The sequence below is a fragment of the Eikenella corrodens genome (assembly GCF_003990355.1).
GTDB classification, from domain to species: Bacteria; Pseudomonadota; Gammaproteobacteria; order Burkholderiales; family Neisseriaceae; genus Eikenella; species Eikenella corrodens_B.
In genome coordinates this window covers 1,871,160-1,884,226 of sequence record NZ_CP034670.1, presented here as the reverse complement: position 1 = coordinate 1,884,226, position 13,067 = coordinate 1,871,160, and the positions used below count along the sequence as shown (strand labels likewise).

The following is a 13,067-nucleotide window of genomic DNA, read 5'->3' as shown; positions in this document are numbered from 1 at the left end:
GCTGCCGCTGGCAGGCTACCTGAAAATGAAAAGGCTGTGCCGGAAACGGCAGCCGATGTTTGGGGCGGCATTATACCTTGGGCGGCAGATGGGCAAAAGCGCCCAGGCTTTAAATCGGCGGCGGCGGCCTTATTTGGCTGGCATGCGGGAATTTGCCTGCCTTGTTTGATAAAGGAATTTAATGATGACGGCTTTGCTGATTATTTTGGCGCTGGTGTTGCTGCTGGCGGGTTTGGCGGGCTCGATACACCCGCTGCTGCCGGGGATGCCGCTGATGTTTGCGGGCACTTGGCTCTTGGCCTACAGCCAGGATTACGAGGTGATCGGCACCACGGCGCTGACGGTGTTGGGGCTGATTATGGCGCTCGCCTGGACGCTGGATTATGTGGCGGGGCTGTTGGGGGCGAAATTTACCGGGGCGAGCAAACAGGCGCTGTGGGGCTCGCTGGCGGGCGGCGTTGTGGGGCTGTTTTTTGCACTGCCGGGCATGGTGCTGGGCCCGCTGGTTGGCGCGGCAGTGGGGGAATTTGCGGCACAACGCAGTTTGTGGGCCGCCGGCAAAGTTGGGCTGGGCACGCTCTTGGGCTTTGTGGCGGGCGTAGTGGCGAAGTTGGGCTGTGCGCTGGTGGTGCTGTTTAGTATTTTCGGGCTGTATGTGTATTATTGGCTGAGTTAGAGTTTTCAGGTAGCCTGTTGCCAAGCAAGAGGCTACCTGAAGTTTTGTTATTGCCTAAGGGCTGGCTATAGTGGATTAACAAAAATCAGGACAAGGCGGCGAGCCGCAGACAGTACACACGTTACGGCAAGGCGAGACAACGCTGTACAGGTTTTTGTTAATTCACTATAAAACCGTTTAACATGGTGATTTCTGGCGGCTGTCGCCTCCTAGTTTATCGCAAGGCTTGCCGTATCTGCTTGCCGCCTGCCTGTTGCCAAAGGCTACCTGAAAACGGAAAATGGCCGATTAAACACTTTCAGGTAGCCTCAGCCTGCTTTCCTGCTTACAGGCTACCTGAAAAAACTTTTGCAATGAAATGAGAAATACATGATTGGTTTGATGATTATCACGCATGAAACGCTGGGCGAGTCGTACACCAAGCTGGCCCGGCATTTTTTCGGGCAGATGCCGGCGCATTTGGCGATTGTGGGCGTGAATCCAGATGAAGATGCGGATGCGGCTGCCGCACGAGCCCAAGCAGCAGCGGAGCGTTTGGCGTTTGCCGACGGCATTTTGCTTTTGGCCGACGTGTTCGGCGCCACGCCGTGCAATATCGGCCGCCGGCTGCTGCCGCACTACCTCATGGTGATGCTCACCGGGCTGAATGCGCCGATGATGGTGAAGGCGGTGCAGGAGGCGGAAAAGGCCGATGATTTGCTGGCGCTGGCCGAATCGGTGCGCCAATCGGCCTTGGCGGGGATTATGCTGGTGTTGCCGGAAGAGGAGCAGGGCGTATGCTGAAACAGGAAGTGGAGATTATCAATAAACTGGGGCTACACGCGCGTGCGTCGAGCAAGTTTACGCAAACGGCAGGCGCGTTTGCGGCGGAAGTACGGGTGTGCCGCAACGGCAAGTGCGTAAACGGCAAAAGCATCATGGGCTTGATGATGCTGGCGGCAGCCAAGGGCTCGGTGATTGAAATTGAAACCGAAGGCGCCGACGAACAGGCGGCCATGCAGGCGCTGGTGGCGTTAATCAACAATTATTTTGACGAAGGCGAATAAACATGAGCGTGGTGTTGCACGGATTTGCAGCAGGCGGCGGGATTGCCATCGGGCGGGCGCATTTGGTGGTGCGCGGTATGGAGGAAGTGCCGCAGCTGGATTTGGCGCCGGAAGAAATTGATGCGGAAGCCGAACGTTTCGATGCCGCCATCAAGGCCACGCGCCGACAGCTGGAGCGATTGCGCAGCGCCATTCCGGAAAATGCGCCAACCGAATTGGGCGCGTTTATTTCGCTACATCTGATGCTTCTGACCGACGTTACGCTTTCCCGCGAGCCAATTGATATTCTGCGCGCGCAGGCCATCAATGCCGAATGGGCGTTGAAGCTGCAAACCGACAAGCTGGCCGAGCAGTTTGATGCGATTGAAGATGAATACCTTCGCGAACGCAAGCAGGATATGCTTCAGGTAGCCGAGCGGATTTACCAAAACCTGATGGGGCAGAACACCGATTTCATGCCCGAAGCAGGCGAGTTAGACGACGACATCATCCTGATTGCCCACGATTTGTCGCCTGCCGACGCAGTATATTTTAAAGAACACCATATTGCCGGCTTCGCCACCGATGCCGGCGGCCCCACCAGCCACACCGCCATTTTGGGGCGTAGCCTGGATATCCCTTCCGTGATCGGGCTCTACAACACACGCGAACTCATCAGCCAAGATGATTGGATTATCGTGGACGGCATCAGTGGCGTGCTGATCATCAACCCCGACGATTTAATCCTCAGCGAATACCGCAAGCGCGACCGCGTATACCGCAGCCAGCGCCGCCTGCTCAACAAGCTAAAAGACATCACCGCCACCACCAAAGACGGCGCAGACATCGAGCTATTGGCCAATATCGAATCTGCCCAAGATGTGCGCCTGATGCACCGCCTTTCTGCCGACGGCGTGGGGCTGTTTCGCAGTGAGTTCCTGTTTCTCAACCGCGACAACCTGCCCGATGAGGACGAGCAATACCGCGTGTATGCCGGCATTGTGAAAAAGCTCAAAGGCAAGCCGCTCACCGTGCGTACTGTGGATTTGGGTGTAGACAAAAACCCGCGCTGGTTTGGCGAAGGCCATGCGCTCAATCCCGCGCTGGGCATGACCGGTATCCGTTTATGCTTGGCCGAGCCGACGATGTTCCGCACCCAAATGCGCGCAATTTTGCGTGCAGCGGTGCATGGCCCGGTGAAAATCATGTGGCCGATGATTACTTCGGTGGACGAAGTGAGACAGTGTATCAATCATTTGGCGGTTGCCCGTAAGCAGCTGGACGAACGCGGCACAGAATATGGTGAAGTGCAGGTGGGCGCGATGATTGAAATCCCCTCCGCCGCACTCACAGTGGGCCATATCCTGCAACACTTGGATTTCATCTCGGTGGGCACTAACGATTTGATTCAATACACCTTATCGGTAGACCGCGGCGACGATAGCGTGAGCTATCTCTATCAGCCCGCCCATCCGGCAGTGTTAAAACTGCTGCATCATATTTTCAGCACCGCCAAACGCATGGGCAAGCCGGTGTCGGTATGCGGCGAGATGGCCGGCGATTTACATTTCACCCGCCTGCTGCTCGGCTTGGGCTTGCGCCGCTTCTCCATGAATGCCAGCAATCTTTTGGCTGTAAAGAATGTAATCATTCAAAGCCATGCCGGTGAGCTGGCGGCACAGGTGAAAAAGCTGCTGCGCTTGAGCGATCCGGAGAAGGTGCGGCAAGCCGTTAAAAAGATGAATACAGCAGATGATGACAAAAATGCAACACTTGAAATAACATAACATTGCACGGCGTGAATAAGCCGAAAGTGAAGAAGTGTTAAAAAATACTGTTTAGATACTGGTAGTAATCTTAATTAAAGTAAACACTCGTATTGTTGGCAAATTGTGTTTTTATGCAATTTTATCGCAGCAGATTGCCGTATTTGGGTAAATAACGACAATTAAGTGGCGACAAGGTGAGACGTGTTCTATATAATGCGCCGCATCTGTGCTGCTTCTTGGTAGGCAGCATGGATAGTAAGTAGACGTTTTCCCGCAAGTTGGCCATCAATACTTCCTCCCTTGGTATTGATGGCTTTTTTTTATGCGGGCTGGAGAGTTTGTTTATATCGGCTAGCCAAAGCGATGGCTTCAGTTTATTCAGGCTGGTGCTTTCAGGTAGCCTCTGCCCACGGAGAAATGTGGCCAGCTTATTTCAATCTGTATACTGGTCAGAATCACTAAATTGCCACGGGCGGCTGTTTCAAGCAACAGCTGCCCGATTATTTTTCCTACTGCTATCTTGTTTGGCGTAGCCCCCGCTGCTGGCTTATAATCCGCAGCTTTCCAATCTATCCGAAAACATCGGTAAAACGACATCATGCAAGAACTCTACCAACCCTCCGCCATCGAGCCCGCCGCGCAGCGGAAATGGGCGGCCGAACGCGCGTTCAATGTGTCCGAAGACGCTGCCAAACCCAAATTCTACTGCCTCTCCATGTTCCCCTATCCCAGCGGCAAGCTGCACATGGGGCATGTGCGCAACTACACCATCGGCGACGTGCGCAGCCGCTTCAAAAAAATGCAGGGGTTCAACGTGTTGCAGCCGATGGGTTGGGACGCGTTCGGCATGCCCGCCGAAAACGCGGCGATTAACCACCAGGTTGCGCCGTCCAAATGGACGTATGAAAACATTGCCTATATGCGCAAGCAGTTGCAGAGCCTGGGTTTTGCGCTGGATTGGGAGCGCGAAATCGCCACCTGCCGCCCCGAATACTACCGTTGGGAACAGCTCCTGTTTACCAAGCTGTTTGAAAAAGGCATTGTGTACAAGAAGTTGGGCACGGTGAACTGGGACCCGATCGACCAGACCGTGCTGGCGAACGAGCAGGTGATTGACGGGCGCGGCTGGCGTTCCGGCGCGCTGGTGGAAAAGCGCGAAATCCCGATGTACTACTTCAAAATCACCGATTACGCCGAGCAGCTGCTGGCCGATTTGGACGGTTTGGACTGGCCGGAGCAGGTGAAAACCATGCAGCGCAACTGGATTGGCAAATCGCGCGGCATGACCGTGCGTTTTCAGGTAGCCGCCGACAGCCGCGAAGGGCTGCCTGAAAGCCACCGCGAGTTTGTGCAGGTGTACACCACCCGCCCCGACACGCTGATGGGCGCGACGTATGTGGCCGTGGCCGCCGAGCATCCGCTGGCCGCCGCCGCTGCCGAAAAGCAGCCTGCACTGCAAGCGTTCATTGCCGAATGCAAGGCCGGCAGCGTGGCGGAAGCCGACATGGCGACCATGGAGAAAAAAGGCATGCCCACCGGCCGCTTCGTCATCAACCCGCTCAACGGCGAGCGGCTGGAAGTGTGGGTGGCGAACTATGTGCTGTGGGGCTACGGCGACGGCGCGGTGATGGCCGTGCCCGCGCATGACGAGCGCGATTTTGCCTTTGCCAAACAATACCATCTGCCGATTAAACAAGTGATTAGCGTGGACGGTCAGCCGTTTGACGCGGCGCAATGGCAGGACTGGTATGCCGACAAAGAAAACGGCGTGCTGGTAAACAGTAACGAATTCAACGGTTTGAATTTTCAGGCTGCCTTCGATGCCATCGCCGCCAAGTTGCAGGCTGCTTCTGCGGGCGAGCCGAAAACGCAATACCGCCTGCGCGACTGGGGCATTTCGCGCCAACGCTATTGGGGCTGCCCCGTGCCGATTATCCACTGCGATACCTGCGGCGACGTGCCCGTGCCCGAACAAGATTTGCCCGTGGTGCTGCCTGAAAACGTCGTGCCCGACGGCGCAGGTTCGCCGCTGGCCAAAATGCCCGAATTTTACGAGACAAAATGTCCGAAATGCGGCGGCGCGGCCAAGCGCGAAACCGACACCATGGACACGTTTGTGGAATCGAGCTGGTACCAGTTCCGCTATATGTCGCCACGCGACGACGCGCACATGGTCGCGCCCGAAGCCGCCGCGTATTGGGGGCAGGCCGACCAGTATATCGGCGGCATCGAACACGCTATTCTGCACCTGCTGTACGCCCGTTTCTTCACCAAACTGATGAACGACGAAGGCATCGTGTCCGTGCGCGAGCCGTTCAAACAACTGCTCACGCAGGGCATGGTGCTGGCGGCGACGTATTACCGCGAAAGCGCGGATGGCAAAAAAACCTGGTTCAACCCCGCCGAAGTGCGCGTGCAGACGGACGACAAAGGCCGCCCTGTGTCCGCCGTGCTGGAAGCGGACGGGCAGCCCGTGGTCATCGGCGGCGTGGAAAAAATGTCCAAATCCAAAAACAACGGCGTGGACCCGCAGCAAATCATCGATGCCTACGGCGCGGACACCGCCCGCCTGTTTATGATGTTCGCCAGCCCGCCCGAGCAGTCGTTGGAATGGTCGGATGCAGGCGTGGAAGGCGCGCACCGCTTCCTGCGCCGCCTGTGGCGCACCGTGTACGAATTCGTGCAAAACGGCGGCAGCAGCGTGGGCAAGTTTTCAGGTAGCCAAGACGCGCTTTCAGGCAGCCTGAAAGACCTGCGCTTCAAGCTGCACAGCACCATCGCCAAAGTAACGGACGACTACGACCGCCGCCAGCAGTTCAACACCGCCATCGCCGCCGTGATGGAGCTGCTGAACCAATACGACAAAACCGACACCTCCGGCGAACACGGCCAAGCCGTCGCCCGCGAAGTGCTGGAAGCGGTTGTCCTGCTGCTGTCGCCCATCGTGCCGCACATCTGCGAAACCCTGTGGGGCGAACTGGCCGGCGGCAACCTGTGGCAGCAAAGCTGGCCCGCCGTGGACAACGCCGCGCTGGTGCAGACCGAGATAGAAATGATGGTGCAGGTGAACGGCAAACTGCGCGACAAAATCCAAATCGCCGCCGATGCGGACGAAACCGCCGTGAAAGCCGCCGCCCTTGCCACCACCGGCGCGCAGAAGTTTATGGAAGGCAAAGAGCCGAAGAAAATCGTCGTCGTGCCGAAACGGCTGGTGAATATTGTGGTGTAAGGCCGTTTGGCTGAAATAAAGGCTACCTGAAAACCGATTTGGTTTTTCAGGTAGCCTTCAATATAGCAATCAAGGAGCGAACCATGTTCAGAAAAATTATCGTCTTATCAATACTATTCCCCACACTGGCTGTCGCGCAACCGCCCATCCGAGATTGCCGGGCTTTTCTGTTGGATATGAGTGTGTTGGGTTTTCGTACCGGTGCGTGTCATCAAAATGAAAGACATCCACAGCTTATCCGGTTGGCAAAAAGGCAATCTGAATGTAGCGCAACATGGGAAAACCCGCAAATACAGGCAGAGAGCAGAGAGATTTACCGAACACTGCAAGATGAATTTATAAATGATGCGATCACGCCAGAGACGGTTGATACGATACTGGCCAGCAAGCAGATCGATGTCAGCCAAACCGAATTCTGTAAGGCATACGACAGGCAATTAGAGGAGATGGCACGGCGCTATTTGCAGCCGTGAACAACAAAAGACTACCTGAAAACCGATTGATTTTTTTCAGGCAGCCTTAAACATGAAAGGAACACCCATGCCGAAACCCTATCGCCCGTTTCTCTTTTATTTCCTATTCATGCTGATTCCGTGGATACTCTGGTTTTCCGCCGCCTACATCAGCCACCGCCCCGATGCCGCCGCGCACCAATGGGCGCAAGCCGGATTGGGTTTGGCGGGATTATTTGCTCCGGCGGTCATCGGCGCATGGCTGCTGCACCAAAATCCCGAACATTGGGCAGATGCCAAACGCCGTCTGTTCCGCTTAAACGGCTTTCCCAAACGCTATATCGCCATTGCTGCACTGCTCGGCTCTGTTACGCTCGTTATCGCCCAATTGGTATCGCTCACTTTCGGGCATGGCTGGGAGCAATTCCGAATTACCGGGCAGCCGTCGTTCACATCTGCCCTGTTGTCGCCGTGGTTTATGCTCGCGATTGCCCCTGTTGCCGAAGAAATCGCGTGGCACGGCTACGGCACTGATGCACTCACCGCACGATTCAGCCTGTTTGTATCATCGCTGATATTCAGCGTGTTTTGGGCGTTTTGGCACTTGCCGCTCGCCTTTGTGAAGGGCTATTACCAAAGCCAAGTGTTCGCCGAAGGCGCGCTTTACACGGCCAACTTCGTGCTCAGCCTGATTGCCTTCGTTATTTTGATGAACTGGCTTTATATGAAAAGCGGCCGCAGTATTTCGGTGGCCATTTTGTTCCACCTTTGCGCCAACCTCGGCAACGAAATTTTCTCCACCCATCCCGACAGCAAAGTGATTCAGACGGTGATTTTTACCGGCATCGTGTTGTGGGTTTTGGTAAAAGAGAAGTCCTTGTTTTTTTTACAAGAGACAAGGGGAGACCTTTGCAAAATCCCCCAAAATCCCCTAAATTCCCACCAAGACATTTAGGGGATTTCTCATGAGCACCTTCTTCCAGCAAACCGCCCAAGCCATGATTGCCAAACACATCGACCGCTTCCCACTATTGAAGTTGGATCAGGTGATTGATTGGCAACCGATCGAGCAATACCTGAATCGTCAAAGAACCCGTTACGTCCGAGACCACCGCGGCCGTCCCGCCTATCCCCTGCTATCCATGTTCAAAGCCGTCCTGCTCGGACAATGGCACAGCCTCTCCGATCCCGAACTCGAACACAGCCTCATCACCCGCATCGACTTCAACCTGTTTTGCCGTTTTGACGAACTGAGCATCCCCGATTACAGCACCTTATGCCGCTACCGCAACTGGCTGGCGCAAGACGACACCCTGTCCGAATTGCTGGAACTGATCAACCGCCAACTGGCCGAGAAAAACCTAAAAGTAGAGAAGGCATCCGCCGCCGTCATTGACGCCACCATTATTCAGACCGCCGGCAGCAAACAGCGTCAGGCCATAGAAGTGGATGAGGAGGGACACGTCAGCGGCCAAACCACACCGAGTAAAGATAAAGATGCCCGTTGGACAAAGAAAAACGGCCTCTACAAACTCGGTTACAAACAACATACCCGTACCGATGAGGAAGGCTATATCGAGAAACTGCACATCACCCCCGCCAATACCCATGAGTGCAACCACCTGTTGCCTTTGCTGGAAGGAATAGCCAAAGACACAACCGTCTATGCCGACAAAGGCTACGACAGTGCGGAAAACCGGCAACACCTGAAAGAGCATCGGTTGCCGGACGGCATTATGCGCAAAGCCCACCGCAACCGTCCTCTGACGGAAGCGCAAACCAAACGTAACCGATATTTGTCGAAGACCCGTTATGTGGTCGAACAAAGCTTCGGTACGCTGCACCGTAAATTCCGCTACGCCCGGGCAGCCTATTTCGGACTGATTAAAGTGAGTGCGCAAAGCCATCTGAAGGCAATGTGTTTAAACCTGTTGAAAGCGGCTAACAGGCTAAGTATGCCTGTTGCCGCCTAAAAGGAGGCTCGGATGCCCGATTATCAGGTATCCGGGGAGAAAAAAAGGAGATTGGGAACAAAAAACAGCCGGAAGCCTGGGTTTGGGCTTCGGCTGTTGGGTGGAGGGGGATTTTTGCAAAGGTCTCTATATGGCTTTTCCTAGGGTTTCGCTTTCTTAATTTTTTGGTCATTTAGTTTCATATTTTCAATATGTTAAGTTGAATTTAACGGTATAGTCAATTAAAATTAAAATAGGACAGTAGCGCATCGTCAAATCGGGCGTAATCAGACAATACGGTTCGCAGATACCGCTTAATATTCGCCCACACCTTCTCAATCGGGTTGGGCTCAGGTGAATGAGGTGCAAGAGGCAATACCTTATGTCCCAATTTTTCCGCCATTTCCCGTAAGACACCCATACGGTGAAATCGTGCATTATCTAAAATAATCACCGATTTTTGAGTCAATGCGGGCAGCAGGCATTGCTGAAACCACGCTTCAAAAAAGACTCCGGTCATCGTATTTTGATAAACCATCGGAGCAATCAGCCGGTTGCCGACTTGTGCGGACACCAGAGATAAGCGTTGGTATCTTTTTCCACTTATCTGCGCTTTCACTATTTGCCCTTTCAGGCTGCGGGCATAGGGACGGAACAGGTAGCGGTCAAATCCTGTTTCATCCAAATAAACACGTTGGTAGTCGGAAAATTCGGCCAGCTGTGTCAAATAATGCGTTACTGTGGCCGGGTCTTGTTCTTTGTAAGCGGTGGTCTTTTTTTGCGCGTCATCCCCATCTGTTTGAGCGCATAGCAAACGGCGGCTGCCGTACAATCAAAATGTTTGGCGATTTCATGCAGATAGGCATCCTGGTGTTGCCCAACATATTGAGCCGGTTTTTGCCTATCCAATTTGACGGCGTTTAGACCGGTAACTTGATGTTTTAGGCTGCCTGTTTGTTTTTTAAGGCGAATCCACAGGTAAAGCGTGTTTCTTGACAAGTGAAACGTTGCTGCGGTTTGGCTGATGTTTTTGCATTGTTCATAATAGTTTAAAGCTTTGTTTCTTAAGTCCGCAGAGTATGCCATGGTCAGACCTTCAAAGTTGAGTATTGTACTATTTTGTTTTTAATTGACTATACAACGGAATCGATCGCAAATCTTTCCCGCTGTTCTTGGAAGAATGCGAATTTCGGTTTAACTTCGGCACACCGTCCCGACAGCTTAAAATCTTGCGGGATTGGTGTGGAATTTAGGGCTAATCTAGTACAGCCCCTTCTTTATGCCTTGGTTCAAACAGCCGGAACTGGGCTACCTGAAACTTTCAGGTAGCCCTTGTGACACCAGATTCCATCCACGATAACCAACCTGACTCTCACCACAGTCTTGCCGCACTTTCGCGCCACCTGCGGCTCTCCACCTTATATCGAAAGTTAATTTGGCTTGCTATATATAGTGGATTAAAATTGCAATGATACGGCGTTGCCAACGCCCTTATGTGCTACCCGTACACGGCGGGCGTTGCCGCCTTGTCTCATTTTTATTTTAATCCACTATAATCAGCCCCGACGTATTCATGCAGGAAACCATCATGCCTCAAACCATCGCCACCGTCCGCGAAATCCGCATTGCCCAGCCCAAACCCTTTGCCCGCGGCCAAATCAGCGGCATCGACAAACAACCCGTCACCGGCCCCATCGAAGCCACCCCCACCGGCCTGGCAGGCGACGGCGTGGGCGACCCGCGCTACCACGGCGGCGCCGACAAAGCCCTGCATTGCTACGCCCAGCACCACTACAAACAATGGCAAGCCAGATTCCCCGGCAATCCGCACTTCCACGCCGGCGGCTTTGGCGAAAACCTCTGCATCGAAGGCACAGACGAATGGCAAGTCTGCCTTGGCGACCAATGGCAAATCGGTAGCGCCCGCTTCGAAGTCAGCCAAGGCCGCCAGCCCTGCTGGAAACTCAACGAACGCTTCGGCGTGCCCGATATCGCCGCCCAAGTGCAGCACAATCTGCGCTGCGGCTGGTATTTGCGTGTATTGCAAAGCGGCCGCATCCAAGCGGGCGACAGCGTGCAACTCCTCGCCCGCCCCTATGCCGATTGGCCGCTCAGCCGCATCCTCGAGCTTATCGACAGCCAAAACTGCCAGCCTCAAGCCATGCGCGAAGTGCTGCAACTGCCCCTGCCCCCTTCCTGGCAGCATATGTTCCAACGCCGCCTCGACACCGGCGAATGCGAAGATTGGCAGCGCCGCCTCTTCGGCTGAACCACCATTTCAACCTTACTGACACTTCGCTTCAACCAAGTTGAAATCTTCCTGTCAGGTATAGCCGAAATAATGATTTCTTTATGCAGCTAGCCACAAACCGTATGGCAACGCAGTAAGCAACCGCCTTTAACTTCATACCAATATGAGCAAAATCTTCTTTACCTCCGACCTCCACTTCTCCCACAAAAACATTGCCAAATTCTGCCCCCAGTTCCGCCGCTTCGCCAGCGTTGAAGAAATGGACGAACACCTCGTGGCCATGTGGAACCACACCGTCTCCCCTGAAGATGAAGTGTACAACTTGGGCGACCTCAGCTTCTCCCACGACCTCAAACACATCACCCACCTACTCTCCCGCCTCAACGGCCGCCACCATCTGATTTTCGGCAACCACGACGACCACATCCAACGCCACATCGGCCGGTTCTTCCAAACCACCAAAGCCGACGGCCACCCCCTGCTCGCCTCCGCCCAACCCTACCTCAAGCTCAAGCTGCCAGAAATCAACAACACCCTGATTTTATTCCACTACCCCATCAACGAATGGGACGGCTGCCACAAAGGCTGGTATCACCTCTACGGCCACCTGCACGACCGCCTCGCCCCCCTCCCCGGCCGCGCCCTCAACGTCGGCTTCGACCTGCACGGCCGCTTTCTAAGCCCGCAAGACATCGACACCCTCCTGCGCCCCCTGCCCGCCGTGTCCCACTTCGGCGAAGCCGAACCCATGCCCGACACTCCCGATGCCGCCCGCGTTTGGGTGGAGCAAAAACTGGCCGAATTCAATCCCCGGGCAGCCGAATAGGGTTTTCAGGTAGCCTTTATATAGTGGATTAACAAAAATCAGGACAAGGCGGCGAGCCGCAGACAGTACACACGTTACGGCAAGGCGAGCCAACGCCGTACCGGTTTTTTGTTAGGGGCTGACGTAGATTAGCCCTAAATTCCACACCAATCCCGCAGGGTTTGAAGCTGCCGGGACGGTGTGCCGAAGTTAAACCGAAATTCGCATTCTTTCAAGAACAGCGGGAAAGATTTGCGGTTGATTCCGTTGTATTTGCGCAAGACGCGTTTTGCCTGATTCCAAAAATTCTCAATGCCGTTGATGTGGTTCTGGCGGTCTGCAAATTCCTTGGAATGGTTGATGCGGTAATGGATAAAACCGCTTACGTCCAGCTTGTTGTAGCTGCTCAGACTATCGGTATAAACAATACTGTCCGGCATGATTTTCTGTTTGATAACAGGCATCAAAGTATCGGACTTGGCATTATCTACGACAACGGTATAGACCCGTCCGTTTCGTTTCAGAATGCCGAAAACAACCATTTTCCCTGCCGCACCGCGACCATGTCTGCCCTTGCGCCGTCCGCCGAAATAGCTTTCGTCCAACTCGACAGAGCCCTCGAAAACCTCATCGGCAGCCAAGGCCAAATGATGGCTGATGACCATACGGATTTTATTGTAGAACAGTGCCGCCGAATTGGGATGGATACCCAAAATATCGGCAGCGGAACGGGCGGTAACTTGGAGCACAAAAAATTCAAGCAGTTTCTTTTGAATCCTCTTGCTTAATTTACAACTAGTTATCTTCATTTTCGTAGCCTAGCATAACAGCTAATCTACGTCAGTCCCAAAATAAAAATGATACAAGGCGGTGAGTCGTAAGGCGCACAGACAGTACGCCAAGGCGAG

The 13,067-nt window shown here is 54.1% G+C and carries 12 protein-coding genes and 1 pseudogene; 11 read left to right on the top strand and 2 right to left on the bottom strand.

Annotated features, from left to right (window positions below; genetic code table 11):
• The first annotated feature begins 184 nt into the window (after positions 1-184).
• From ELB75_RS09505 to ELB75_RS09470, 8 genes are all read left to right on the top strand, one after another.
• Complete coding sequence (locus tag ELB75_RS09505) at positions 185-676, top strand: DUF456 domain-containing protein (protein ID WP_035573406.1); 492 nt, start codon at positions 185-187, stop codon at positions 674-676.
• 369 nt (positions 677-1,045) lie between these two features.
• Positions 1,046-1,459 carry a PTS sugar transporter subunit IIA gene (locus ELB75_RS09500; RefSeq protein ID WP_126983708.1) on the top strand — a complete coding sequence of 138 codons (414 nt, stop codon included), beginning with the start codon at positions 1,046-1,048 and terminating at the stop codon, positions 1,457-1,459.
• On the top strand, positions 1,453-1,722 hold the full coding sequence (locus ELB75_RS09495; RefSeq protein WP_064104562.1) for an HPr family phosphocarrier protein: 270 nt from the start codon (positions 1,453-1,455) through the stop codon (positions 1,720-1,722). The genes ELB75_RS09500 and ELB75_RS09495 overlap by 7 nt, the downstream gene beginning before the upstream one ends.
• 2 nt (positions 1,723-1,724) lie before the next feature.
• On the top strand, positions 1,725-3,488 hold the full coding sequence (ptsP, locus tag ELB75_RS09490; protein ID WP_126983707.1) for a phosphoenolpyruvate--protein phosphotransferase: 1,764 nt from the start codon (positions 1,725-1,727) through the stop codon (positions 3,486-3,488).
• A gap of 580 nt (positions 3,489-4,068) precedes the next feature.
• Positions 4,069-6,699 carry a leucine--tRNA ligase gene (gene leuS / locus ELB75_RS09485; RefSeq protein ID WP_126983706.1) on the top strand — a complete coding sequence of 877 codons (2,631 nt, stop codon included), beginning with the start codon at positions 4,069-4,071 and terminating at the stop codon, positions 6,697-6,699.
• 83 nt (positions 6,700-6,782) lie between these two features.
• On the top strand, positions 6,783-7,172 hold the full coding sequence (locus ELB75_RS09480; RefSeq protein ID WP_126983705.1) for a hypothetical protein: 390 nt from the start codon (positions 6,783-6,785) through the stop codon (positions 7,170-7,172).
• Between the two features lie 67 nt (positions 7,173-7,239).
• Positions 7,240-8,106: a CPBP family intramembrane glutamic endopeptidase gene (locus ELB75_RS09475; RefSeq protein ID WP_126983704.1), complete on the top strand. Its 867-nt coding sequence runs from the start codon at positions 7,240-7,242 to the stop codon at positions 8,104-8,106.
• A gap of 10 nt (positions 8,107-8,116) precedes the next feature.
• Positions 8,117-9,124: an IS5 family transposase gene (locus tag ELB75_RS09470; RefSeq protein WP_126983703.1), complete on the top strand. Its 1,008-nt coding sequence runs from the start codon at positions 8,117-8,119 to the stop codon at positions 9,122-9,124.
• 217 nt (positions 9,125-9,341) lie between these two features.
• On the opposite strand, the gene ELB75_RS09465 is transcribed toward ELB75_RS09470, so the two are convergent.
• Positions 9,342-10,189, bottom strand: a protein-coding gene (locus ELB75_RS09465) for an IS630 family transposase (protein ID WP_126983702.1) whose coding sequence is annotated in 2 segments (ribosomal slippage) — positions 9,342-9,874 and positions 9,874-10,189 — 849 coding nt in all. Because the reading frame shifts where the segments join, the coding sequence is not laid out codon by codon here.
• A 50-nt stretch (positions 10,190-10,239) separates the two neighbouring features.
• Between ELB75_RS09465 and ELB75_RS09460 the strand changes: the two are divergent.
• The 3 genes and pseudogenes from ELB75_RS09460 to ELB75_RS09445 all read left to right on the top strand — a co-directional run.
• A pseudogene (locus ELB75_RS09460) lies at positions 10,240-10,356 on the top strand (IS1595 family transposase); the annotation flags it as partial.
• A gap of 335 nt (positions 10,357-10,691) precedes the next feature.
• Entirely contained in the window at positions 10,692-11,372 is a 681-nt protein-coding gene (locus ELB75_RS09450; protein ID WP_241236065.1) for an MOSC domain-containing protein, read from the top strand.
• A gap of 145 nt (positions 11,373-11,517) precedes the next feature.
• Positions 11,518-12,180, top strand: coding sequence for a phosphoesterase (locus ELB75_RS09445; RefSeq protein WP_126983700.1), 663 nt, complete (start codon positions 11,518-11,520; stop codon positions 12,178-12,180).
• 134 nt (positions 12,181-12,314) lie between these two features.
• On the opposite strand, the gene ELB75_RS09440 is transcribed toward ELB75_RS09445, so the two are convergent.
• Positions 12,315-12,968 (bottom strand): IS1595 family transposase, encoded by a 654-nt coding sequence (locus tag ELB75_RS09440; RefSeq protein WP_126983699.1) that lies wholly within the window; start codon positions 12,966-12,968, stop codon positions 12,315-12,317.
• Positions 12,969-13,067: the final 99 nt, after the last annotated feature.

Coding starts and splice junctions, on each gene's coding strand:
- ELB75_RS09505 (WP_035573406.1), top strand. CDS start 185: ATGACGGCTTTGCTGATTATTTTGGCGCTGGTGTTGCTGCTGGCGGGT.
- ELB75_RS09500 (WP_126983708.1), top strand. CDS start 1,046: ATGATTGGTTTGATGATTATCACGCATGAAACGCTGGGCGAGTCGTAC.
- ELB75_RS09495 (WP_064104562.1), top strand. CDS start 1,453: ATGCTGAAACAGGAAGTGGAGATTATCAATAAACTGGGGCTACACGCG.
- ptsP (WP_126983707.1), top strand. CDS start 1,725: ATGAGCGTGGTGTTGCACGGATTTGCAGCAGGCGGCGGGATTGCCATC.
- leuS (WP_126983706.1), top strand. CDS start 4,069: ATGCAAGAACTCTACCAACCCTCCGCCATCGAGCCCGCCGCGCAGCGG.
- ELB75_RS09480 (WP_126983705.1), top strand. CDS start 6,783: ATGTTCAGAAAAATTATCGTCTTATCAATACTATTCCCCACACTGGCT.
- ELB75_RS09475 (WP_126983704.1), top strand. CDS start 7,240: ATGCCGAAACCCTATCGCCCGTTTCTCTTTTATTTCCTATTCATGCTG.
- ELB75_RS09470 (WP_126983703.1), top strand. CDS start 8,117: ATGAGCACCTTCTTCCAGCAAACCGCCCAAGCCATGATTGCCAAACAC.
- ELB75_RS09450 (WP_241236065.1), top strand. CDS start 10,692: ATGCCTCAAACCATCGCCACCGTCCGCGAAATCCGCATTGCCCAGCCC.
- ELB75_RS09445 (WP_126983700.1), top strand. CDS start 11,518: ATGAGCAAAATCTTCTTTACCTCCGACCTCCACTTCTCCCACAAAAAC.
- ELB75_RS09440 (WP_126983699.1), bottom strand. CDS start 12,968: ATGAAGATAACTAGTTGTAAATTAAGCAAGAGGATTCAAAAGAAACTG.